Annotated in this window: 21 protein-coding genes; 20 read left to right on the top strand and 1 reads right to left on the bottom strand. The window is 40.1% G+C overall.

From position 1 onward, the window contains the following. Positions 1-9: 9 nt before the first annotated feature. The 19 genes from N784_RS03175 (at position 10) to pyrE (ending at position 17,604) form a co-directional block, all read left to right on the top strand. Entirely contained in the window at positions 10-273 is a 264-nt protein-coding gene (locus tag N784_RS03175) for a YlmC/YmxH family sporulation protein (protein ID WP_036832140.1), read from the top strand. 76 nt (positions 274-349) lie between these two features. Continuing rightward, the gene (gene pgeF / locus N784_RS03170; RefSeq protein ID WP_052127102.1) at positions 350-1,162 is read left to right on the top strand and encodes a peptidoglycan editing factor PgeF; all 813 of its coding nucleotides are present in this window, start codon (positions 350-352) and stop codon (positions 1,160-1,162) included. 21 nt (positions 1,163-1,183) lie between these two features. Next, a complete protein-coding gene (locus N784_RS03165; protein WP_036832333.1) occupies positions 1,184-1,873 on the top strand; it encodes a YggS family pyridoxal phosphate-dependent enzyme in 690 nt (229 codons plus the stop codon). A gap of 15 nt (positions 1,874-1,888) precedes the next feature. Then, positions 1,889-2,341 (top strand): cell division protein SepF, encoded by a 453-nt coding sequence (locus tag N784_RS03160; protein ID WP_036832137.1) that lies wholly within the window; start codon positions 1,889-1,891, stop codon positions 2,339-2,341. Between the two features lie 24 nt (positions 2,342-2,365). Continuing rightward, positions 2,366-2,644: a YggT family protein gene (locus tag N784_RS03155; RefSeq protein WP_036832330.1), complete on the top strand. Its 279-nt coding sequence runs from the start codon at positions 2,366-2,368 to the stop codon at positions 2,642-2,644. Between the two features lie 53 nt (positions 2,645-2,697). Then, positions 2,698-3,471: a YlmH family RNA-binding protein gene (locus N784_RS03150; protein WP_036832134.1), complete on the top strand. Its 774-nt coding sequence runs from the start codon at positions 2,698-2,700 to the stop codon at positions 3,469-3,471. A 109-nt stretch (positions 3,472-3,580) separates the two neighbouring features. Continuing rightward, positions 3,581-4,087, top strand: coding sequence for a DivIVA domain-containing protein (locus N784_RS03145; RefSeq protein ID WP_036832131.1), 507 nt, complete (start codon positions 3,581-3,583; stop codon positions 4,085-4,087). Positions 4,088-4,330: 243 nt separating this feature from the next. Next, positions 4,331-4,807, top strand: a complete 477-nt coding sequence (gene lspA / locus N784_RS03140) for a signal peptidase II (protein ID WP_198134387.1) — start codon at positions 4,331-4,333, stop codon at positions 4,805-4,807. Next, entirely contained in the window at positions 4,804-5,715 is a 912-nt protein-coding gene (locus N784_RS03135) for an RluA family pseudouridine synthase (protein ID WP_036832128.1), read from the top strand. Before lspA ends, N784_RS03135 begins: the two co-directional genes overlap by 4 nt. A gap of 191 nt (positions 5,716-5,906) precedes the next feature. Continuing rightward, positions 5,907-6,449, top strand: coding sequence for a bifunctional pyr operon transcriptional regulator/uracil phosphoribosyltransferase PyrR (gene pyrR / locus N784_RS03130; protein WP_036832126.1), 543 nt, complete (start codon positions 5,907-5,909; stop codon positions 6,447-6,449). Positions 6,450-6,596: 147 nt separating this feature from the next. Continuing rightward, the gene (locus tag N784_RS03125) at positions 6,597-7,970 is read left to right on the top strand and encodes a solute carrier family 23 protein (protein WP_036832123.1); all 1,374 of its coding nucleotides are present in this window, start codon (positions 6,597-6,599) and stop codon (positions 7,968-7,970) included. 165 nt (positions 7,971-8,135) lie between these two features. After that, positions 8,136-9,050 (top strand): aspartate carbamoyltransferase catalytic subunit, encoded by a 915-nt coding sequence (locus N784_RS03120; protein ID WP_036832121.1) that lies wholly within the window; start codon positions 8,136-8,138, stop codon positions 9,048-9,050. Further along, positions 9,016-10,302, top strand: coding sequence for a dihydroorotase (locus N784_RS03115; RefSeq protein ID WP_036832118.1), 1,287 nt, complete (start codon positions 9,016-9,018; stop codon positions 10,300-10,302). The genes N784_RS03120 and N784_RS03115 overlap by 35 nt, the downstream gene beginning before the upstream one ends. Continuing rightward, positions 10,289-11,377: a carbamoyl phosphate synthase small subunit gene (locus N784_RS03110; RefSeq protein WP_036832117.1), complete on the top strand. Its 1,089-nt coding sequence runs from the start codon at positions 10,289-10,291 to the stop codon at positions 11,375-11,377. The genes N784_RS03115 and N784_RS03110 overlap by 14 nt, the downstream gene beginning before the upstream one ends. After that, positions 11,377-14,577 (top strand): carbamoyl-phosphate synthase large subunit, encoded by a 3,201-nt coding sequence (gene carB, locus N784_RS03105; RefSeq protein ID WP_036832115.1) that lies wholly within the window; start codon positions 11,377-11,379, stop codon positions 14,575-14,577. The genes N784_RS03110 and carB overlap by 1 nt, the downstream gene beginning before the upstream one ends. Further along, positions 14,574-15,344: a dihydroorotate dehydrogenase electron transfer subunit gene (locus N784_RS03100; RefSeq protein ID WP_036832113.1), complete on the top strand. Its 771-nt coding sequence runs from the start codon at positions 14,574-14,576 to the stop codon at positions 15,342-15,344. Before carB ends, N784_RS03100 begins: the two co-directional genes overlap by 4 nt. Beyond that, on the top strand, positions 15,341-16,261 hold the full coding sequence (locus N784_RS03095; RefSeq protein WP_036832111.1) for a dihydroorotate dehydrogenase: 921 nt from the start codon (positions 15,341-15,343) through the stop codon (positions 16,259-16,261). The genes N784_RS03100 and N784_RS03095 overlap by 4 nt, the downstream gene beginning before the upstream one ends. Further along, positions 16,248-16,979, top strand: coding sequence for an orotidine-5'-phosphate decarboxylase (pyrF, locus tag N784_RS03090; RefSeq protein WP_052127101.1), 732 nt, complete (start codon positions 16,248-16,250; stop codon positions 16,977-16,979). The genes N784_RS03095 and pyrF overlap by 14 nt, the downstream gene beginning before the upstream one ends. Continuing rightward, complete coding sequence (gene pyrE / locus N784_RS03085; protein WP_036832109.1) at positions 16,954-17,604, top strand: orotate phosphoribosyltransferase; 651 nt, start codon at positions 16,954-16,956, stop codon at positions 17,602-17,604. The genes pyrF and pyrE overlap by 26 nt, the downstream gene beginning before the upstream one ends. A gap of 55 nt (positions 17,605-17,659) precedes the next feature. On the opposite strand, the gene N784_RS03080 is transcribed toward pyrE, so the two are convergent. After that, positions 17,660-19,378: an Rqc2 family fibronectin-binding protein gene (locus N784_RS03080; RefSeq protein ID WP_036832106.1), complete on the bottom strand. Its 1,719-nt coding sequence runs from the start codon at positions 19,376-19,378 to the stop codon at positions 17,660-17,662. A gap of 91 nt (positions 19,379-19,469) precedes the next feature. On the opposite strand from N784_RS03080, the gene N784_RS03075 reads away from it, so the two are divergent. Beyond that, positions 19,470-22,124: a calcium-translocating P-type ATPase, SERCA-type gene (locus N784_RS03075; RefSeq protein ID WP_036832103.1), complete on the top strand. Its 2,655-nt coding sequence runs from the start codon at positions 19,470-19,472 to the stop codon at positions 22,122-22,124. Positions 22,125-22,131 lie beyond the last annotated feature (7 nt).

Raw genomic sequence — 22,131 nt, 5'->3', positions numbered from 1 at the left:
GGAGTAAGAATGGTGACAATTTCTCAATTAGAAGTGAAAGAAGTTATTTCTGTTGAAAACGGTCAGAAGCTTGGTCAATTAACAGACTTAGAAATTAATGTGGATCAAGGGCGCATTACTGCTATTGTTTTAGGCAATAAAGGAAAAATGATGGGAATGATGAGCAAAAATGAAGAGTTAGTAGTGCCTTGGAGTGATATTTTAACGATTGGAGAAGATGTTATTCTTGTCAAAAAAAGCCCAAATCCTGCTTTACATCCACCAAATAGCTAATAATAATATATTCCATACAAGAAATTTGTCAAGAAGTATGATAGAATGGAAAAAAACTTGTCATTTGGAGGCAATTATGTCAGAACGTTTTCAACATATTCATCCTTCATACTTACAACTGACGAAATGGACAGCTGCTAATCCACAACTGAAAGCAGGTATGACGACTAGGCTTGGTGGAGAAGGGGTTGCACCGTATGACTCATTTAATTTAGGATGGCACGTACCAGATGCACACGAAATAGTGCTTCGCAATCGACAAAAGCTCGCTCAATTGTTGGAATTCCCATTACAAAATTGGGTAAGTGGACAACAAGTGCATGGAACGTTAATTCATCAAGTAACTAAGCAAGACGTAGGCAAAGGAGCATTATCTCAAGCTAGCGCCATTCCCCAGTGTGATGGCTTACTTACGAATGAAAAGGGTGTTCTATTAACGGCATTTTATGCTGATTGTGTTCCGTTATTATTTCATGACCCTATAAATGGATGGATTGGTATTGCTCATGCCGGCTGGCGAGGAACGGTTGCCGGCATAGGCTCAAAAATGGTACAAGCGTTAATAGAGCGCGGGGCAAAGGCTAGTAATATACGTGTTGCAATCGGGCCTTCTATTACAGGTGAAGCGTATGAAGTAGATGATCACGTAGTAAAGCACATCCCTTCTTGCTATCGGCAAGAACCTTTTGTTGTCGAGAAACATGACGGGAAATATATGCTTTACTTGCAACGCTTTCATAAGCAATTATTGTTAAATGAAGGGTTGAGCGAACATCATATTGATATTACGCAGTACTGCACATATCGAAATGAAGAGTTGTTTTTTTCTTACCGTAGGGATAATGGACAGACAGGTAGAATGTTAGCTTTCATTGGAATGAAGAGGTAATGGATTGACGTGGAAAGGAGCATGTTAGTGGTAAACGTAGCACAAAATGCAGATGCAATACAACAACAAATAAACCTAGCTTGTGAACAATGCAGGCGATCCCCGGCGGACATAACGACGATAGCTGTTACGAAGTATGTTTCTGTAGAGAGAGCACAAGAAGCGTTGAATATAGGAATAGCGCACATCGGTGAAAACCGTGTAGAAGGATTTCGGGAGAAGCATGACGCTGTTGGAAATCAAGCAAATGTTCATTTTATTGGGACGCTGCAGTCTAGAAAGGTGAAGGAGATTATTGATGATGTGGCGATGATCCATTCCTTAGATAGAATGTCCCTAGCAAAAGAAATTCAGAAGCGAGCAACTCGAAAGGTGGCTTGTTTTGTTCAAGTGAATGTTAGTGGAGAACAATCCAAGCAAGGTATTTCACCTGAAGAAGTAGTGCCATTTATAGAAGAACTGAGAGTTTACACGAATGTGGAAGTAGTAGGATTAATGACGATGGCACCTGCTATAACAGATGAAACTCAATTACGTTCTATATTCTCAACCTTACGAGCTTACAAGGAAGAAGTGGAGAGGCAAGGTTGGGAGCATGCCCCGTGTCATTACCTTTCTATGGGGATGAGTAATGACTTCCGCATTGCTATCGAAGAAGGGGCTACTCATATTCGCATCGGTTCTAAATTGGTAGGGAAACAATTTGAATAAAAAGGGGTGAAGGAGATGAGTTTTAAAAATAAAATTAAAAATATTTTTGCTCTTGATGATGAATATGAATACTACGAAGAAGAAAAGCAAGAACAAGAAGAAAAAGGCTATTATCAACAGGAACCCGCTCACCAAGAAACGAAAAAACAAAATGTTGTCAGCCTTAAGAGTATGCAGCAATCATCCAAAGTTGTTTTGTGTGAGCCTCGCACGTATAATGAAGCTCAAGAAATTGCTGACCATTTAGTGAACCGCCGTGCAGTTGTCATTAATCTACAACGTGTAGATAATCAAGCAGCAAAACGAGTAGTAGATTTTTTGAGTGGAACCGTTTATGCTATAAATGGAGACATTCAAAAGCTCGGTGACAAAACATTTCTATGTACACCAGATAATGTCGATGTTTCTGGTACAATAACAGAAGTAATAAATGAAAGTGAACAAGGTGATTTTAGACAAAGGTGGTAGAAAAGATTGGCAGCATTTAGCGTAATAAATACGATTTTAGATATTATAGGCTTGTTATTTCAACTGTATTTCTTCGCATTGATTGGATATATATTAATGTCGTGGTTCCCAGGAGCGCGTGATTCTTCCATTGGGCAATTTTTAACGACCATTTGCGAGCCGTATTTAGAACCATTTCGTAAAGTAATTCCTCCGTTAGGAATGATTGATTTTTCCCCTATCGTTGCGATTTTTGTATTGAATTTTGCAAGTAGTGCAGGTATATCGGCTTTACGATCATTTTTATTTAGTCTGTTCTACTAGGTGATCATCATGAATGGTCTCCTTTTTTAATTGTTTGAAGTGAGGGAAAGAAAGTGGAAATTTATCAACATTTTCGTAAAGAAGAACATGCGTTTATTGATCAAGTCATTCATTGGCGTGAAGCGGTAGAGCAACGATATGTGCCGAAGCTAACGGATTTCCTGCATCCACGGGAGTTGTTTATTATTCAATCCATTATAGGTCAAGCCAACGATATACAATGGCAAGCGTTCGGTGGACTGCAGAATGCGGAACGAAAGCGAGTCGTCATTGCGCCTTATTATGAAACGATTGAAGAGCAGGACTACGAGCTTGTGTTGTTAGAAGCATCCTATCCTAATAAATTCGTCACTATTGAGCATCGAGATGTTCTAGGCTCGTGTATGTCTCTAGGCGTGAAACGAGAAAAAACAGGAGATATGTATGTTCATGAAGACCGAATTCAAATAGTAGTTGCCAAAGGAATAGCGCCATATGTTATGATGAATTTAACAAATATTAAAAAGGCAACTATTCAGTTTGAGGAAAAATCGCTTGATTGCATCGTATCGAAACAAGAAGATTGGCTTGACACAAATGGTACTGTTTCCTCTTTACGTCTTGATACTGTCTTAAATGAAATCTATCATTTATCCAGACAAAAGGCTTCTCAATATATTCAAAAAGGCTACGTTAAAGTGAACTTTCGTATTGTAGAAGATCCGGCCTTTTTGTTGCAAAAAGATGATATGATTTCTTTACGTGGGAAAGGAAGAAGTCAAATAAAAGATATAGAAGGAAAAACGAAAAAAGATAAATGGCGAATTACAACAGCCATATTAAAATAATTGCTAAAGAATAGAAGGAAAAACGCAAGTGGTGTCGAAACAAATAATAACCATTACTGAACAAGAAAGTATTATACACATATTTTAACTCTTCAAGGAGGTGGCCCCTGTGGCACTTACACCATTAGATATTCATAATAAAGAATTTACTAGAGGTTTTCGTGGATACGATGAAGATGAAGTAAATGAATTTTTAGATCAAATTATTAAAGATTATGAAATGGTCATACGTGAGAAAAAAGGTTTAGAAGCCAAAGTTGAACAAATGGAAGAGAAATTAGGACACTTTAGTAATATTGAGCAAACGTTAAATAAATCGATTTTAGTAGCTCAAGAAACGGCTGAAGATGTAAAAGAAAATGCGAATAAAGAAGCGAAACTTATTGTGAAAGAAGCGGAGAAGAATGCTGATCGTATTATTAACGAGTCGCTTTCTAAATCTCGTCAAATCTCCATCGAAGTGGAAGAATTGAAGAAACAAGCTAAAGTGTTCCGTACCCGTCTGAAGATGATGGTAGAAGCACAATTAGATATGATTCATAATGATGACTGGGATGAATTGTTTAATGAAGAAGTAGAAGAGAGTATGGAGCAAATGACAGAAAGTAATGTATAACGGCGAAGGGAAATGCACTTGTAAGCCATTGCAATCATTTATGTTATCATGATGACATTGTATAATGAAAAGACCTTCTTATTCTTTTTTTATAAAGGATGAGAAGGCTTTTTTTATGTAGCAATATAGGCTTTGCTTTATGGTATGTAAAGTACGCCGTTCATTAAACCTTGAAATAAAGCATAAATACATGATGTATGATAAAATGCAAAAGGATAGTATATACGAATGATCGGAGGAAAGATTGTGTGGTATTATATGATAGCAGTTGTGGTTGTGATTATAGACCAAATCACAAAATGGATAGTTGTACAAACAATGGAAATCGGTGAACAAATACCGATTATAGAACCATTTCTATATTTGACATCCCACCGAAATACAGGAGCAGCTTGGGGAATATTAGAAGGAAGAATGATGTTTTTCTATATAATCACGACAATTGTGATCATTGGTATTGTTTATTATATGCAGACATATGCGAAGAATAGTAAATTGCTTGGAGTTTCTCTTGCTTTACTATTAGGAGGGGCTATTGGAAACTTTATTGATCGCCTCTTTCGTAAAGAAGTAGTGGACTTTGTTGATACGTATATAGGAAGTTATAATTATCCAATATTTAATGTTGCAGATGCCGCGCTTGTCGTCGGAGTAGCGCTTGTTTTTATAGCGACGCTGATGGATGAACGAAAGGTAAGAAAGGAAGCTAAATACAAATGAATGAACAGCAGTATAACATTACACAAGAAGAGCAAGGCACACGACTTGATAAATGGTTAACAGGGCATTTAGAAGAGACATCACGCTCACAAGTTCAGTCTTGGATTACAGACGGACATGTATTGGTGAATGGACAATCTGTAAAAAGTAACTATAAATGTCAGCTCGGTGATGATATTGAATGGAGTATTCCTGAACCTGAGCCACTTGAAATACAACCAGAAAATATACCGTTAGATATTGTGTATGAAGATGAAGATGTCATTGTTGTGAATAAGCCGAAAGGTATGGTCGTACATCCTTCTGCTGGCCATGAAAGCGGGACTTTGGTACACGCATTACTGTATCACTGCACGGATTTATCTGGCATAAACGGTGTTATGCGCCCTGGAATTGTCCATCGAATTGATAAGGATACGAGTGGATTGCTGATGGTTGCCAAAAATGATAAAGCGCACGCTTCTTTAGCGGAGCAACTCGTGAATAAAACAGTAGACCGGAAATATATAGCTATTGTTCATGGGGAAATTTCGCATGAATATGGTACGATTGAAGCACCAATTGGACGAGATTTGAAGGATCGTCAAAAGATGGCCGTTGTGGAAGGTGGAAAAGAGGCAACAACGCATTTTCGTGTGTTACATGTATACAAACAATTTAGTTTCGTGGAATGCGTATTAGAAACAGGAAGAACACACCAGATTAGGGTTCATATGAAATATATTGATCATCCACTAGCCGGTGACCCAAAATATGGACCGCGTAGAACACTAGATTTAAATGGACAAGCACTCCATGCTGGCCACATTGCGTTTACCCATCCAACTACGAATGAGCGTTTATCGTTTGACCGTGAAGCACCTGAAAGTTTTCAATTGGCATTACAGCAATTAGAGAAAAAAGCTTGACGTGTAACATACAATCTGTCATAATTCTTAATTAGAGAATAACATTAAGCCCTTTAACATAGTCCTGTGAGGCTAAGAAGGAATTCGGATAAAAGAGCAGAGTACTATACGTATGTATATCTGCATCCAAATCCCCTCTTGCCAATAGCGAGAGGGGATTTTTTTGGGGCGTAAAGTAGGAGGGAGTCCTTTTGGAACAAAAAGCAATTGTACTAGATGATGCAGCAATACGGCGTGCTTTGACAAGAATTGCCCACGAAATTTTGGAGAAGAACAAAGGAGTAGAGGGACTTATTCTAGTTGGTATTAAGACGCGTGGTGTTCCGCTAGCGAAGCGATTAGCGGAGAAAATTGCCGAAATTGAAAAGGTTGAAATTCCGTTTGGAGAAATTGATATTACGCTATATCGTGACGATTTAACGAAACAAAATGGAATTGAAGACCCTCAAATTAACGGTACCAATTTACAAAATGATTTAAATAAAAAGAAAGTGATACTCGTTGATGACGTCCTTTATACAGGCCGAACAGTAAGAGCAGCAATGGATGCATTGATGGATATTGGCAGGCCTTCCCAAATACAATTGGCAGTATTAATTGATCGAGGTCATCGTGAATTACCGATACGTGCTGATTATGTTGGGAAAAATGTACCAACGTCTCATGAAGAAGTGATTGCGGTTCAATTAGTTGAAGCAGATGGAGACGATCAAGTAAGTATTTATAACCCTTAAAAAAAAGACCTTTAAAATTAGTCCAGTGAGGCTGAAAAGGTCGCGATGGAGAATAGCATACGTATATCTTATAAAGGATACGTATACCTCCTTGCGAGCTTTTCGCAAGGAGGTTTTTTTGTGGAAAGAAACCGAGGAGGAATAAAGATGAGTCAACAAGAACGAGTGATGGATGTACGAGACGTCCCCGCTTTGCATAAATGGATTACATTAAGTTTACAGCACTTATTTGCAATGTTTGGTTCAACAATTTTAGTACCTTTTTTAACAGGATTATCACCAGCCGTTGCGTTAGTATCAAGTGGATTAGGAACGCTTGCTTACCTTCTAATCACAAAGGGAAGAATACCAGCGTATTTAGGTTCAAGCTTTGCGTTTATAACGCCTATTATTGTAGCTACGAACGTATCAGGAATAGAAGGAGCTATGATAGGAAGTTTCTTTGCCGGAATCGTATATGGGATTGTCGCTTTGATGATTAAGGCGTTAGGTCTCAATTGGATTGTTAAGATATTACCACCTATTGTAGTAGGGCCAGTCATTATGGTAATCGGTTTAGGATTAGCGTCGACCGCAGTTGATATGGCAACTTACGATGCAGACGGAAATTACTCGATTACGTACTTAACAGTAGCATTGATCACGTTAGGGGTAACGATTATTGCAACGATTTTCTTTAGAGGATTTATGAGTATTATCCCCATTTTATTCGGAATTGTCACAGGCTATATCGTGGCACTAACACAAGGTATTGTAGATACTTCTGGTATAAAAGCAGAATGGAATGAGATTACATCGGCAAGTAGTATCGGAGAATTTTTTGGAGCCGTGTTCGAAATGCCGGAGTTCGTTATCCCATTTGTTACGTATGCACCAATGGAAGTGTTCAGCTTACAACTGTTATGGATATTAGTACCTGTCGCTTTCGTAACGATTGCTGAACATATCGGAGATCAAATGGTACTGTCGAAAGTAGTCGGCAATAACTTTTTACAACAACCAGGTTTACACCGTTCCATTGCTGGTGACGGGGTGGCAACAATTATCGCATCCATGCTTGGTGGCCCACCAAATACAACATATGGTGAGAATATTGGTGTGTTAGCGATAACGCGAGTGTTTAGCGTCTTCGTTGTTGGAGGAGCGGCAGTCATCGCCATCTTCTTCGGGTTTATCGGTATCGTAACAGAGGTCATTAGTGCCATTCCTTCTGCAGTCATGGGTGGTGTATCCATTCTACTATTTGGAATTATCGCATCAAGTGGTTTGAGAATGATGGTCGATAATGAAGTAGATTTAGGGGAAAAACGTAACTTAATTATTGCGTCTGTCATACTAGTCATTGGAATTGGCGGAGCGACGATACAATTAGGGGATAATTTAGAAATCACTGGCATGTCCCTTGCAGCTTTAATCGGGGTCATCTTAAATCAGGTGCTACCAGGACAAGATAAAGGTCAAGGTAATGGCAACATGTTTCAGAAAAAAGATGAATTAAATAAAGATGGATCAGCAGCATAACGTCGAGATAACACATTTTAATAAAGTCCAGAGAGGCTTTCAAGGGTGTTAGGTCGATTGATGTCACATGGGGAGAAAGTATACCCAGGTCACATCGATTAACCAGCATTCCTGTAAGTAGGGGTGCTGGTTTCTTTTATCTCAAAATGGAAGGATGGGGTCGATATGCAGCATTTGTTAAAAATGAGCGACGTTACCGAACTAGAAATTTACAACATTTTAAAAAGTGCGAAAGAATTACAATCAACAACTATACCGTTCAATACTCAAGGGTTTATCGCTAACCTTTTCTTTGAACCAAGCACAAGAACGAAATTGAGCTTTGAAGTAGCGGAGAAGAAGTTAGGGTATGAAACGATTGATTTCACATTAGAATCTTCGAGTGTACAGAAAGGTGAATCGCTTTATGACACGGTTCGAACAATAGAGTCCCTTGGTGCATCCGCAGTAGTAATCCGACACCCAGAAGATAATTATTTCGAAGCTTTAAAAACAAACATACAAATTCCGATTATTAATGGAGGGGACGGAAAGGGAGAGCATCCAACCCAATGCTTGCTAGATCTCTACACCATTTATGAAGAATTTGGGACGTTTACTGGTTTAAAAGTCGTTATTGCTGGTGATATAAGGCATAGTCGAGTAGCACGTTCGAACGCGTTAACGTTGCAACGACTTGGAGCAAATGTTGCTTTTTCTGGTCCAAGTGAGTGGCAAGATAACAACTTACAATTTCCATATGTGTCCATGGGGGAAGCTGTATCCACTTGTGATGTGCTTATGTTGTTACGTATTCAAAATGAGCGTCATGATGCGGAATTAGGTGGTAGCGATTATTTAACACAATATGGTCTTACAGTAGAGCGAGAGAAGAAGATGAAAGAAAAAAGTATTATCATGCATCCAGCACCTGTGAACAGAGGAGTTGAAATTGCAGATGAATTAGTGGAATGTAGTCGATCGCGAATTTTTCAACAAATGAAAAACGGAGTGTTCATTCGTATGGCGGTCATTCACATGTTATTACATAAAGGGGGAGTATCAAATGAAACAACAACTAAAAAACGTTCGCTTATTTGAAGGAGAGGAAATGGTGGAGCGCCATATTACGATTGAAAATGGTGTCATTGCATCCGTCCATACCGAATTGCAAGAAGTAGAGGAAACGATTGATTGTGAAGGGCTACTATTATCGCCAGGTTTTGTTGATGTACACATTCATTTGCGAGAGCCAGGTGCAACGAATAAAGAAACAATTGCAACTGGAACACAAGCTGCTGCACGTGGAGGTTTTACAACGGTATGTGCCATGCCTAATACACGACCTGTTCCTGACAATGAAGAAAATATGCAGCTCGTATTAGACTTAATAAAGGAGAATGCAGTTGTAAACGTACTACCATATGCCTCTATTACGGAAAGACAAATTGGCAAACAGTTAACACCAATGGATCGACTTCAACAAATGGGGGCTGTTGCTTTCACAGATGACGGTGTAGGGGTACAGACAGCGAGTGTAATGTATGAAGCAATGGAACAAGCTGCTTCGCTGAATGCCTCCATTGTAGCCCATTGTGAAGATAATTCTTTGATTTATGGCGGTGCCATGCATAAAGGGAAAGTGAGCGAAAATCTAGGCATTCCAGGTATTCCAAATGTGTGTGAATCGGTGCAAATTGCGCGAGACGTACTACTTGCAGAAGCAACAGGGTGTCATTACCACGTCTGTCATGTGAGTACAAAAGAGTCCGTACGAGTGATTCGAGATGCGAAAGCTGCTGGTATTCCTGTTACAGCAGAAGTGACACCGCACCATTTATTATTAACGGAAGAAGACATTGTTGAAAATGATGCCATGTATAAAATGAATCCACCACTTCGCTCAAAGGAAGATAGAGAAGCATTATGTCAAGGACTACTAGATGGCACCATTGATTGTATTGCTACTGATCATGCACCACATACAGAAGAAGAAAAGCAACAACCAATGGAAGGAGCACCATTTGGAATTGTCGGTTTAGAAACGGCTTTTTCCTTACTTCATACACACCTTGTGAAAACAGGATTTTGTAGCTTAAAGCAATTACTCGATTGGTTGACGATTAAACCGGCAAGCGTATTCGGTATTAACGCTGGTGAAATAAAAGTAGGGGGAAAAGCAGACCTTGTTTTACTCGATGTAACGAAGCAAGCGGAAATTAATCGTCATGCGTTCGTTTCAAAAGGAAAAAATACTCCATTTCACAGCTGGAATGTAATAGGAGCACCGAAATGGACGATGGTAGCAGGAGAAATTGTTTGGGAAGGGGATGGGCAACATGGCAAAGCGTAAATTAATTTTAGAAGATGGCACGACATTTGTAGGGGAAGCGTTAGGAAGTGTGAAAGAATCGATTGGAGAGGTAGTCTTTAATACAGGGATGACAGGGTATCAAGAAATTATGTCTGACCCATCCTATTGCGATCAAATTGTTACATTCACATATCCTCTTGTAGGAAACTACGGTATTAATCGAGAAGACTTTGAAACGATTCATCCTTCTGTCAAAGGTATTGTCGTGAAAGAAGCTTGCCATACTCCTAGTAATTTTCGCTCTGAAGAATCGTTGCACACCTTTTTGCAGGCGAAAGGGATACCAGGAATTAGTGGTATAGATACACGTAAGTTAACGAAAATAATCCGCCAGCACGGGACAATGAAGGCGAAATTGACTGCTGCAGATGCATCCTCCTTAGCAGCAGTACAGGAACTACAATTAAGTGAGCTCGCAACAGATCAAGTGAAACGTGTATCTACTATCAAGCCTTATGTTGTACCAGGTAGAGGGGAGCGTATCGTACTTGTTGATTTCGGAATGAAGCACGGAATATTGCGAGAGTTTACAAGGAGAAATTGTCATGTAACAGTCGTACCATACAACATTACTGCTGAGGAGATTATTCAATTAAAGCCAGACGGTATTATGCTATCAAACGGTCCTGGAGATCCGAAGAGTGTACTTGTGGCTGTCGATATGATCAAAGGTGTGCTTGGTAAAATTCCATTATTCGGTATTTGTTTAGGGCATCAATTATTTGCATTAGCTTGTGGAGCAAATACACTGAAAATGAAATTTGGACACCGCGGTTCTAATCATCCGGTTAAAGATATTGAAACAGGAAAAGTATATATGACTTCTCAAAACCATGGGTATGCAGTCGAAGAGGCAACTATTGATGAACGCATTCTTACTGTTACTCAGTACGCATTAAATGATGGCAGCATTGAAGGATTGAAGCACAATCATTTCCCAGCATTTTCAGTACAGTATCACCCAGAGAGTGCTCCAGGGCCCCAAGATTCTAATGAACTATTTGATACGTTTATACAGATGATTCAACAGCACACGAAAAGGGAGAGAGTTTAATGCCAAAACGCACAGATATTCATAAAATACTAGTTATCGGATCAGGTCCCATTGTCATCGGACAAGCAGCAGAATTTGATTATTCAGGAACACAAGCGTGTCAGGCTTTAAAAGAAGAAGGGTATAAAGTCGTTCTTGCCAACTCGAACCCAGCAACCATTATGACGGACGAACAAATTGCCGATGAAGTCTATATGGAACCATTAACCGTTGAATTTATTGCAAAAATTATTCGCAAAGAAAAGCCTGATGCTTTACTGCCAACTTTAGGAGGCCAAACAGGTTTAAACATGGCAGTAGAATTAGATAAACGAGGAATATTAGAAGAGTTCGGTGTAGAGTTACTTGGTAGTTCCCTTGATGCTATTCAAAATGCAGAAGACAGAGAGAAGTTTCGCACATTGATGAATGAAATCAATGAACCAGTTCCAGAAAGTACAATCATTAACACGGTAGAAGAAGCTTTGACATTTGCAGATGAAATCGGTTATCCAGTCATTGTTCGTCCCGCGTATACGATGGGAGGTGCTGGTGGTGGCATGTGCTATAACGAAGAAGAGCTTCGTACTACTGCAAGCAACGGGTTAAGCCTTTCTCCAGTCCATCAGTGTTTAATTGAACGCAATATTGCTGGTTTTAAAGAAATTGAATATGAAGTGATGCGAGATAAACGGGATCATGCCATCGTTGTATGTAATATGGAAAACGTCGACCCTGTCGGTATTCATACGGGAGATTCAATCGTTGTAGCACCTAGTCAGACGTTAAGTGATCGTGAATATCAAATGCTACGTAACGCATCACTGAAAATTATTCGCTCCCTAGGGATAGAAGGCGGATGTAACGTGCAATTAGCACTAGATCCACATAGTTTCCAATACTACGTCATTGAGGTAAATCCACGTGTTAGTCGTTCATCGGCATTAGCATCGAAAGCAACAGGCTATCCAATTGCCAAGATTGCGGCTAAAATTGCAGTCGGATTAAGCCTTGATGAAATGAAAAACCCTGTAACAGGAACGACATATGCATGCTTTGAACCAGCATTAGACTACGTCGTTTCCAAAATTCCACGTTGGCCGTTTGATAAATTCACAAACGGCAATCGAGTGTTAGGTACACAAATGAAAGCAACGGGAGAAGTAATGGCAATTGGAAGAACGTTTGAAGAATCATTGCTTAAAGCTGGTCGTTCATTAGAAATTAGTGCAGAGGAATTTTTCTTAGAAGAGGCGTCCGAACTAAGTACAGAGGTACTAAACCATCGTTTAGAAAAAGCAGATGATGAAAGAATGTTCCTTATTGGTGAAGCGTTTCGTCGCGGGTACACTACCAACCAATTACATGAACTGACGAAAATCGATTTGTTTTTCCTAACGAAACTACACGCCATCGTGCAATTAGAGCAACAATTAGGTGATCACCCTTGGGACATAGATTTGATGAGAAAAGCGAAGGAAAAAGGATTCTCCGATCAAGCGTTAGCTCGAGTGTGGAAAAGCACAGAAGAAGAAATTTACACCTTTAGAATGAAGCATAGCTTAGTACCAGTATATAAAATGGTCGATACGTGTGCAGCTGAGTTTGCATCATCTACCCCTTATTTCTACAGTACGTATGAAGAGGAAAATGAATCGTCCGTTTCTTCACGTGAAAAAGTGCTCGTATTAGGTTCTGGACCTATCCGTATTGGTCAAGGCGTAGAATTTGATTATGCAACCGTTCATTCTGTGCTTGCCTTAAAGGAAGCGGGTTATGAAGCCATTATTATGAATAACAACCCAGAAACGGTTTCAACAGATTTCAGTATCTCTGACAAGCTTTATTTCGAACCACTTACACTAGAAGACGTGATGCATGTAGTGGATTTAGAAAAACCAAAAGGCGTTATCGTTCAGTTTGGTGGCCAAACAGCCATTAATTTAGCGGATGGCTTAGCAAAATTAGGGGTAGAAATTCTCGGCACGCCACTTGAAGCAATTGATCGTGCAGAAGATCGAGATAAATTTGAAACTACGTTATCCAAATTAAATATTCCACAGCCACAAGGGGTTTGTGTCACAAGTACGGAAGAAGCGATACACGCATCGGAAACGCTAGGATTTCCATTAGTTGTGCGTCCGTCTTACGTACTTGGAGGAAGAGCGATGGAAATTGTGTATGATTACTCCGATTTAAAACGCTATATGGATGAAGCTGTTCGCATTCACAAAGAGCATCCTGTGTTAATCGATCGTTATATGACAGGAATCGAAGTAGAAGTAGATGCCATTAGTGACGGAGAAACGGTTGTCATTCCAGGAGTTATGGAACATATCGAACGTGCTGGAATTCACTCGGGCGATTCCATTGCAGTATATCCAACGCAACGCATCTCTCAACGTCTTAAAGATATATGTGTAGAGAATACAGTAAGAATTGCAAAGGAACTCGGTATCGTCGGCCTAATTAACATTCAATTTGTACTGCATCAAGACAACGTGTATGTATTAGAAGTAAACCCGCGAGCTAGTCGGACAGTTCCGTTCCTAAGTAAAATTACCGGCGTAACAATGGCAAACATTGCAACCCAAGTTATGTTAGGGAAGAAACTTACAGATTTCGGCTTAACAGATGGCATTTTACCAGAGCCTGAGGATGTATATATTAAAGTACCAGTCTTCTCTTTCGAAAAATTGCGCAGTGTTGATACTTACTTAGGGCCAGAAATGAAATCAACAGGTGAAGTAATCGGTGCTGATAAAACGATTGAAAAGGCGCTATACAAAGGATTAACAGCATCAGGTATTCATATTCCAACAGCTGGAAGTGTGCTGTTAACTGTTGCGGATAAAGATAAAGAAGAAATGCTTGAGATTGCACAACGTTTCTATCAATTAGGATTTGATCTCTATGCAACAGGTGGTACAGGAACAGCTTTATTACATGCAGGTCTTCCAGTTCAAATCGTGGAGAAAATCGGCGCAGAAGGTAAAACCGTGCTAGATGTTGTGAAACAAGAACAAGCTCAATTTGTCATCAATACATTGACTGGTGGAAAACAGTCTCGATCAGATGGATTTAGAATACGACGAGAAGCGGTAGAGCATGGTATTCCTTGTTTAACTGCATTAGATACAGCAAAAGCAATTTTACGTGTAATGGAGTCGATGACATTCACAGCAAAGGCAATGCCAAAGAAAAAGGAGCAACACGTATGATTCATCAGGAAGCAGTAACGGTAATGAGTAATAAACAAATTGCAGAAGCAACGTTTGAAGTTGAACTAAAAGGCGCATGCGTAGAAGCTATGACGACGCCAGGACAATTTGTACATGTGCAAACAGGGGGCGGCTGGGAGCATGTACTCCGCCGTCCGCTCTCCATCGCGAATGTAGAAGATGATGTTGTTTCTATTGTCTATAAGGTCATTGGACAAGGAACCGAATGGCTTACGAATCAAAAGCCGGGTCAAATGATAAACGTGCTTGCACCATTAGGGAATGGTTTTCCGTATGAAGCAATCCATAACAAACGGATTCTATTAATTGGTGGTGGTGTCGGAGTACCCCCACTATATTACTTAGGTAAGAAACTACAAGAACGTGGAAATGAGATTACAACCGTTCTCGGCTTTCAACATAAAGCCGCCGTTTTCTATGAAGAAAAGTTTCAAAGCCTAGGCAATTGTTATGTTGCGACAAATGACGGTAGTTACGGTACAAAAGGATTTGTTACCGACATTACGAAAGAACTTTATCCTAATATGGATCACTACTTTACATGCGGGCCAACACCGATGCTACAAGCTGTTACAAAGCAGTTACCAATTCCAGGGCATGTTTCCTTAGAAGAGCGGATGGGCTGTGGAGTGGGCGCATGTTTCGCATGTGTGTGTAAGACGACAGATGCGCATGATCCAAAAGGGTACCGCAAAATTTGTCAAGATGGTCCTGTGTTTGAAGCAAATAAGGTGGTGTTAACATGAAGTTAGCTGTAAATTTACCTGGTTTAGCAATGAAGAATCCTATCTTACCAGCATCAGGTTGTTTCGGTTTTGGAAAAGAATATGGCGCTTTTTACGATTTAAATAAGCTAGGAGCAATTACGATTAAAGCGGCAACAGAGACTGCTAGATACGGGAACCCCACTCCAAGAGTCGCTGAAACGTCTAGCGGGATGCTGAATGCAATTGGCTTACAAAATCCTGGTGTTGACAGCATCATGGAAGAAGAGCTTCCTTATTTAGCGAATTTCGAAACACCAATAATTGCAAACGTGGCCGGGAGTTCGGAGGAAGAATATGCGTTTGTGGCTGAGAAATTATCTCAATCTCCATATGTTCACGCTCTTGAGTTAAATATCTCTTGTCCAAATGTTAAAGAAGGTGGAATTCAATTTGGGACTGATCCAACCTTAGCAGCCTCTTTAACGAAGCAAGTAAAGGCGGTTAGTTCTTTACCTGTTTATGTGAAGTTATCGCCTAATACAGCAAATATCGTAGGTATGGCCAAAGCGGTAGAAGAAGCCGGGGCAGATGGTTTATCAATGATCAATACGTTAGTTGGAATGCGTCTTGATTTGATGACAGGGAAACCGATTTTATCCAATAAGACGGGTGGTTTATCAGGCCCAGCCATTAAGCCTGTGGCGATTCGAATGATTCACGAAGTAAGCCAAGCAGTGAACATTCCTATTATCGGAATGGGCGGGGTGACAAATGCGGAAGATGTGTTGGAATTTCTTTTGGCAGGAGCAAGCGCAGTAGCAGTTGGAACAGCTAATTTCCGTAATCCATTTGTTTGTCCAGAGATCATAGAAGCATTACCAGGGGTGTTGGAACGGTATGGTTATGATTCAATAGAGTCATGTATCGGAAGGAGCTGGAATCATGTTAGCAACTAAACCGATGTTTATCGCATTAGATTTTCCAAGTGGCGAAGAAGCGTTATCCTTTTTAGATCAACTTGCTATAGAAGAGGTAGCAGTAAAAGTTGGGATGGAGCTGTTTTATAAAGAAGGCCCATCCATCATTGAGCAACTAAAACAGCGTAATTATAAAATATTTTTAGATTTAAAGCTTCATGACATTCCGAATACAGTAGAGCGCGCCATGAAAAACCTTGCTTCTTTAGGTGTCGATGTTGTGAATGTTCATGCTGCTGGTGGCAAACGAATGATAGAAGCAGCGCAAAAAGGATTGCAAGAAGGAGCTATTAATGGGCAGAAGCCGCTGTTGTTAGCTGTTACTCAATTAACTTCAACAGATGATGAAATGTTATCGGAACAGTTGCTTATTCAGGAAGAAATGGAGCAAGTCGTCAAGCATTATGCATACAACGCAAAGCAGGCAGGAGCAGATGGAGTCGTATGTTCAGTGTGGGAATCACGCTTGGTTCATGACATATGTGGAACTGACTTTTATACGGTGACCCCAGGAATTCGGATGGAAAATCAACACAACCAAGACCAAGTACGTGTTGCGACACCTACTGTAGCTAATGAGCAAGGGGTTTCAGCAATTGTAGTTGGTAGAGGGATTACAAAGGCAGAAGATCCAGTACGTGCGTATCATCAATTTGAAGGAGCGTGGAACAATGGAAACGAAACAACAATTAGCTAAAGCGCTATATCAAATAGGCGCATTACAAGTAAATGATGTGACGCCGTTTAAATGGACGTCAGGTATTTTATCCCCAATATATTGTGATAATCGATTAACGATGAGTGAAGTGTCGTTACGCAACCAAATTGCTGATCAATTTGCTACATATATAAAAAAGAACTATCCAGATGTTGACGTCATTGCAGGTTGTGCAACAGCTGGCATTCCTCATGCGGCATGGGTTGCAGATAAGCTAGCTTTACCAATGGTTTATGTTCGTGATAAAGCAAAAGGGCATGGCAAACAAAACCAAATTGAAGGGTCTGTACAGAAAGGCCAAAAAGCAATTGTAGTAGAGGATTTGATTTCTACTGGAAAGAGTTCTTTAAACAGTGTACGAGCTCTTCAAGCTGCTGGAGTAGAAGTAGTGGAAGTAGTAGCCATCTTCTCTTATGAGTTAGCGGAAAGTGAAGAAGCTTTTGCAGAGGCAAAGGTGAAGTATCACGCTCTAACCAATTTCGTTGAATTGTTACATTTCATGAAAGAAGAGGGAACTTTATCGGAGGAACAAGTAGAACATTTACTTACTTTCAAGCAAGATCCTAGGACATTTTCTACCCACTTTTCTTCTTCAAATGACTAATATAAAAACTGCACCTTCCCTGGTTTTTATTAACCTTGAAGGTGCAGTTTGTTTGTTAATCGACTTTTGTATTTTCTTTTAATGTTTGGATAAAGTGTTCGTCAGGAGTAACGAATAACGTTTTTTGGTTATCATACGTTACAAATCCGGGTTTTGCTCCACTTGGTTTTTTAACGTGTCGAATACGTGTATAATCAACTGGAACGGTGGAGGATGCCCGTGATTTACTAAAGTATGCGGCAAGGATCGCTGCTTCTTGTAACGTTTCTTCACTAGGATCATCAGATCGAATGACGACGTGTGAACCAGGAATGTCTTTTGTATGCAACCATATTTCATCACGGCGGGCAAGTCGATTGGTCACATATTCGTTTTGCTTATTATTTTTCCCTACAAGAACGGTTGTGCCGTCAGATGAAACATACGTGTCAGGTTGTGGCTTTTGCGCTTTCTTTTTCTTCTTTTGTTGGTTTCTCGCCTTTAAATATCCTTCTTCTTGTAATTCATCTCGTATTTCTTCGATATCCTCTTCTCGAGCTGTTTCAATTTGTTGCATTAATTGCTCTAAGTAGCTCATTTCCGCTTCAGCTTTTTTCATTTCTTGTTGCACATACCGCTTCGAGTTTTTTAATTTATTGTACATTTGGAAATAGCTTTGAGCATTTTCGCTTGGGGTTTTATTCGGATTTAAACCAATTGTTACTTGTTGCTGTTCTGGATCATAATAGTCAATGACCGTAACGTTCTCGTCGCCTTTTGTAATTAAGTGCATATGTGCTGTCAATAGCTCCCCTTGCTTTTGATAATACTCCGCTTTTTCCGCCTTTTTTAACGTCTCTTGGTGCTTTTTCATTTTACGGACATTTTTGTTATGCTCATTTTTTAAGAAACGAGTTAAATCTCCGGCACGCTGTTTTACTCTGTCCCGTTCCGCTTTACCAGAATAAAAGCATTCTAGCATCTCATTAACGGTCGAGAACGGTTCTTTTTTGGCATCCTTCGACTGTAAATCTACTACGTAAAAATGTTCTTTTATCCCCGTGTAAATCGTTGGTTCGTAGTCATTTTGTAAAATGCGTTGTTGCATTGCTTCAAAGGCTTCTTTATACCGATCAATAGCACCAAGTCCAGCGCGGTGAACAATTTCATGCGCAATCATTGGGGAGAATCCTTGGCAAATGTCCATGATTTGTTTGTCGAGCTTTCCTTTGTTGAAATCTAATTTACGAATAAGGGTTTGCCCATCTATAGTTAAAGGATTATCCTTTCCTTGATTCGGTGGTAGGACGTAAGTATGTCCGGGCAATAAGGTACGATGACGATTGTGTGCTGTGGAAACGTGCTTAATACAATCTAATATCCTATCTCTTTCATCATCTACCAAAATAATGTTACTATGCTTTCCCATTATTTCTATTACTAATGTTTTCGTTGTTTCATCGCCAATTTCATCTTTACTACGTATGCGAAAGCGAATCAATCTTTCCATTTCTTCTTGCTCAATTGCTTCAAGGAATCCTCCTGTTAAATGTTTGCGTAGCAACATACAAAACATAGGAGCTTCCTTTGGATTTTTAAATTTCTCTTCTGTCAAATGAACGCGTGCATAGGAAGGGTGAGCAGATAACAGCAAGCTGTAATTCTGTCCTTTACTACGCACAGTGAAAATTAGTTCTGTTTGCGTTGGTTGATAAATTTTCATAATTCGTCCGGGTGTTATCTGCTCATGTAATTCATGAGAGATAGCCCGAGTGACAACGCCATCAAATGACATAACAATCACCTCACATTATTCCGATTATAGCATGTTTAAGGACGAGTCTGAATACATATAGAAAAGACTTGCTCACATGGAGGAATGCGTTGTGAAATGGTATCAATATCATACGGAAGATGTTGCTCGTAAGCTGTCAGTTGATGAGAAGGAAGGATTGACGGAAAAGCAAGTACAACAACGGTTGAAACAGTTCGGCTTTAACGTATTGGAAGAAGGAAAACAAACTAACCTTCTCATGTTATTTATTCGGCAGTTTCAAGATTTCATGGTATTAGTACTACTAGCTGCTACATTAGTATCGGGTTTGCTAGGGGAATATGTGGATGCAATTGCAATTATGGCAATTGTGATTATGAATGGTGTACTAGGGTTTATGCAAGAACAAAAAGCAGAGAAGTCATTAGCGAAGCTCAAACAATTATCTGCCCCTCAAGCGCATGTACGAAGAGAGGGAGAGTGGAGGAAAATACCTTCTGCCGAATTAGTAGCAGGTGACATTGTGAAACTGGCTACGGGAGATCGATTAAGTGCAGATGTTCGACTCGTCCGCGTCAACGGATTAGAAGTGGAGGAATCTTCCTTGACAGGCGAATCCATTCCCGTTGCCAAAAAAATCGAACCTTTATATGAAGATGTAGAACTTGGGGATCAATATAATATGGCCTTTAGTGGCACCCTTGTCACAAGGGGAAGTGGTACTGGTATTGTCGTAGGAACTGGAATGGATACGGCGATGGGGCAAATTGCATCATTGCTCGTACATACAGAAAGAGTTCCAACGCCACTAGAGCGTAAATTAGCGCAGCTTGGCAAAGTGCTTATTGTGACGGCGTTACTTCTAACAGCCTTCGTCGTGTTTTTAGGTGTGTATCAAGGCCATCCGCTGTACAATATGTTCCTTGCCGGTGTTTCGTTAGCGGTGGCTGCTATTCCGGAAGGGTTACCTGCTATAGTTACCGTTGCGTTATCTCTAGGTGTTCAACGCATGATTAAACGGAAGGCCATTGTCCGCAAACTGTCAGCAGTAGAAACATTAGGGTGTGCGACGGTCATTTGTTCGGATAAAACTGGTACGATGACGGAAAACGAGATGACGGTAAAGCAGTTGTGGACGATGGATGAGCACCTATCTGTTACAGGAGAAGGGTATGATGTGCAGGGGACATTTTATGATGGCTCTAGCCAAGTCCAACCTGCTAATATACACGATATTCAGCAATTATTAACATTCGGCGCTCTATGCAACAATACAACACTGCTTCATAAACAAGGGCGTTATACGATTGATGGTGACCCGACAGAAGGTGCGTTACTCGTTGCCGCACGAAAAGCAGGGATTACAGACGATGAATTGAATCGATTTAACGTCATTTATGAAATTCCTTTTGACTCGACGAGAAAGCGGATGAGCGTTGTGATTGAAGATGAATATAAGCAACGTTTCGTAATTACTAAAGGTGCACCGGACGTGTTAATACCGAGGTCATCTTATCGCAAACATATAGCAGGGTATGTCCCTTTAAAGCATAAGGACCAACAACGAATGAATCGTTCCATAAATAATATGGCAGAGCAAGCACTAAGAACGATTGCCGTTTGCTATAAGCCATTAAAAAAAGACAAGACGTACACAGATTTGGAGTTAGAGCAGGACTTAGTTTTCATCGGTTTTACTGGCATGATTGATCCACCTCGAAAAGAAGTAAAAGAGGCAATTGAACAATGCAAACAAGCAGGCATTAAAACCGTTATGATTACAGGTGATCACGCTAAGACGGCTGAAGCAATTGCGGGTGATTTACAATTAATACCTGAAGATGGAAAAGTGATGGAGGGCTATGAATTAAATGCCATGAATGAAGAACAATTGGCTGCTGCAATAGAAGATGTGTATGTATTTGCCAGGGTGACACCAGAACATAAATTGAAAATCGTTAAAGCATTTCAGCGAAAAGGACATGTCGTGGCAATGACTGGTGATGGCGTTAATGATGCACCCGCAATTAAAGCGAGTGACATTGGCATAGCGATGGGACGAAGCGGAACAGATGTAGCCAAAGAATCTTCTTCACTCGTTTTATTAGATGATAATTTTGCTACAATTAAAGCAGCGATTCATGAAGGACGTAACATTTATGAAAATATCCGCAAATTTATCCGATATTTATTAGCTTCTAATGTTGGAGAAATTCTCGTCATGTTATTTGCCATGCTGCTCGCTTTGCCTTTGCCATTAGTTCCAGTCCAAATTCTTTGGGTGAATTTAGTGACAGACGGCCTTCCTGCCATGGCATTAGGATTAGACAAATCAGAGGGAGATGTCATGAAGACACCGCCACGTAATGCACGAGAAGGTGTTTTCTCAAGAGGGTTAGGATTTAAAGTTATTTCCCGTGGCATTATGATAGGGCTCGTCACATTACTCGCGTTTATAATGGCTTATCAAGGAGATCCAGAACGTTTGGTGTATGCTCAAACAGTCGCCTTTTCTACTCTTGTGATGGCGCAGTTAATTCACGTATTTGATTGTCGTAGCGAACGTTCGGTTTTTGCCCGTAATCCGTTTGGTAACCTTTATTTAATTGCTGCTGTACTGTCATCAGTCGTCCTGCTGTTCATCGTCATTTACTACGAACCGCTACAAGGACCATTTCACACGACAGATTTAGCAGCGCGAGATTGGCTTGGTATATTAGGGCTGAGTGCGATTCCAACTTTATTATGGGGATATTCCAAAAGATAACTCGTTT

The organism is Pontibacillus litoralis JSM 072002 (assembly GCF_000775615.1).
In the GTDB taxonomy this organism is placed as follows: Bacteria; Bacillota; Bacilli; order Bacillales; family BH030062; genus Pontibacillus; species Pontibacillus litoralis.
This window is presented reverse-complemented; position numbering and strand designations above follow the sequence as displayed.

What these genes read in the sequence shown, in the direction of transcription:
- N784_RS03135 (WP_036832128.1), top strand. Translation starts at nt 4,804, where the DNA reads ATGAATGAACAGCAGTATAACATTACACAAGAAGAGCAAGGCACACGA.
- N784_RS03110 (WP_036832117.1), top strand. Translation starts at nt 10,289, where the DNA reads ATGGCAAAGCGTAAATTAATTTTAGAAGATGGCACGACATTTGTAGGG.
- carB (WP_036832115.1), top strand. Translation starts at nt 11,377, where the DNA reads ATGCCAAAACGCACAGATATTCATAAAATACTAGTTATCGGATCAGGT.
- N784_RS03125 (WP_036832123.1), top strand. Translation starts at nt 6,597, where the DNA reads ATGAGTCAACAAGAACGAGTGATGGATGTACGAGACGTCCCCGCTTTG.
- N784_RS03100 (WP_036832113.1), top strand. Translation starts at nt 14,574, where the DNA reads ATGATTCATCAGGAAGCAGTAACGGTAATGAGTAATAAACAAATTGCA.
- N784_RS03175 (WP_036832140.1), top strand. Translation starts at nt 10, where the DNA reads ATGGTGACAATTTCTCAATTAGAAGTGAAAGAAGTTATTTCTGTTGAA.
- N784_RS03115 (WP_036832118.1), top strand. Translation starts at nt 9,016, where the DNA reads ATGAAACAACAACTAAAAAACGTTCGCTTATTTGAAGGAGAGGAAATG.
- N784_RS03080 (WP_036832106.1), bottom strand. Translation starts at nt 19,378, where the DNA reads ATGTCATTTGATGGCGTTGTCACTCGGGCTATCTCTCATGAATTACAT.
- pyrE (WP_036832109.1), top strand. Translation starts at nt 16,954, where the DNA reads ATGGAAACGAAACAACAATTAGCTAAAGCGCTATATCAAATAGGCGCA.
- pgeF (WP_052127102.1), top strand. Translation starts at nt 350, where the DNA reads ATGTCAGAACGTTTTCAACATATTCATCCTTCATACTTACAACTGACG.
- pyrF (WP_052127101.1), top strand. Translation starts at nt 16,248, where the DNA reads ATGTTAGCAACTAAACCGATGTTTATCGCATTAGATTTTCCAAGTGGC.
- N784_RS03160 (WP_036832137.1), top strand. Translation starts at nt 1,889, where the DNA reads ATGAGTTTTAAAAATAAAATTAAAAATATTTTTGCTCTTGATGATGAA.
- N784_RS03095 (WP_036832111.1), top strand. Translation starts at nt 15,341, where the DNA reads ATGAAGTTAGCTGTAAATTTACCTGGTTTAGCAATGAAGAATCCTATC.
- N784_RS03120 (WP_036832121.1), top strand. Translation starts at nt 8,136, where the DNA reads ATGCAGCATTTGTTAAAAATGAGCGACGTTACCGAACTAGAAATTTAC.
- N784_RS03165 (WP_036832333.1), top strand. Translation starts at nt 1,184, where the DNA reads ATGTTAGTGGTAAACGTAGCACAAAATGCAGATGCAATACAACAACAA.